The 890-nt window shown below is 65.8% G+C and carries 1 protein-coding gene; it reads left to right on the top strand.

The window, feature by feature from the left end:
* A partial coding sequence (locus IG05_RS0140950) for an IS256 family transposase (RefSeq protein WP_037815888.1) occupies nt 1–817 on the top strand: 817 nt, incomplete at its 5' end.
* Between the last annotated feature and the right edge of the window lie 73 nt (nt 818–890).

Below are 890 nucleotides of genomic sequence, written 5' to 3'. Positions count from 1 at the left end.
GGATGAGGAACTGACCGCGTTCAAGGAAAGGCCGCTGGATCACACCGTCTTCCCCTACGTCTTCCTGGACGCCACCTACTGCAAGGCCCGCGTGAATCACCGGATTGCCTCGCAAGCGGTGGTCATCGCGACCGGTATCTCCGCCACCGGGCACCGCGAGATCCTCGGTGTGATGGTCGGCGACAGCGAGTCGAAGCCGTTCTGGACGAAGTTCCTGCGCAGTCTGCGGGCCCGTGGCCTGGAGAACGTCCAGCTGGTCATCTCCGACAGCCACAGCGGCCTGGTCGCCGCGATCCGCGCGGTCTTCCTCGGCGCGGCCTGGCAACGCTGCCGTGTTCACTTCGTCCGCGACGTCTTCGCAGTGATCGAAAAAGGCTCTGGCGAGATGGTCGCGGCCACCATCCGCACCATCTTCGCGCAGACCACCGCCGCGGCTGTCCGCACCCAGCTGAACGTGGTCGCCGACATGCTCGGACGACAGTTCCCGCAGGTCAAGAAGTTGCTGCTGGACGCCGCGGTCGACATCACAGCCTTCGCAGACTTCCCGCCCGCGCACTGGAAGAAGATCTGGTCGACCAACCCGCTGGAGCGGCTGAACCGGGAGATCAAACGGCGGGCCGACGTCGTCCAAGTCTTTCCCAACCCCGCCGCCCTGGAGCGACTCGCCGCAGCCGTCCTGGCCGAACTCCACGACGAATGGCAGGTCTTCGACCGCCGCTACCTCTCCGAAGCCTCCATGGCCGAACTCTTCACCGCCCAGCCGACCTCACCCGAGCCGCAGATCACGCCGCAACCGGAATCGAAACAGCTGCCGTGACTACACCACCCAACGGGACATGACCTGGCCGGCATCGGCCCGCACGCGGAGCAGGCCGCAAAGGGTCCTCACT

It is taken from the genome of Streptomyces sp. NRRL S-1022 (assembly GCF_000720135.1).
Taxonomy (GTDB): domain Bacteria; phylum Actinomycetota; class Actinomycetes; order Streptomycetales; family Streptomycetaceae; genus Streptomyces.
Note: the sequence above shows the minus strand (reverse complement) of the source record. Positions and strands in the feature narration are given on the sequence as shown.